Below are 383 nucleotides of genomic sequence, written 5' to 3' on the forward strand. Positions count from 1 at the left end.
GGTTTCGTGCGAGGCTTCGGCCCGCGTTACTCCCCCTCATGACTTCTCACCGCTCTCTCGTCACAGTCGCTGGAGGCGTGTTCGCCGTCCTCCTCGCCTGCGCGGGGGGCCTGGCGTACGTGAAGTTGCGCACGGGGCCGCTGGAAGCGCGGCTGGTGCGCGAGGTGAACGAGCTGACGCAAGCGCGGTATGCGCGGCCCTCGCATGCGCATCCGCCGAGGCCGGGCACCTTCGCCCGCCACCTGGAGCCGCTGCTGGATGACGTGTTGCACCTGTACCAGGAGCGACAGAAGTCGGGCACGGGGCCGGACTCCACGCTGGGGCAGTCCTGCCGGGACGTGGCGGACGGGAAGCTGCCGACGTCGGCGCTGTCCTCGGCGTGC

Annotated in this window: 1 protein-coding gene; it reads left to right on the top strand. The window is 70.8% G+C overall.

Annotation, left to right across the window (positions count from 1 at the left end):
- Positions 1 to 77: 77 nt before the first annotated feature.
- On the top strand, positions 78 to 383 hold a 306-nt coding region (locus D7Y04_RS43740; protein WP_147477405.1), incomplete at its 3' end, for a hypothetical protein.

The sequence above is a fragment of the Corallococcus sp. AB038B genome (assembly GCF_003668955.1).
Lineage (GTDB): Bacteria > Myxococcota > Myxococcia > Myxococcales > Myxococcaceae > Corallococcus > Corallococcus exiguus.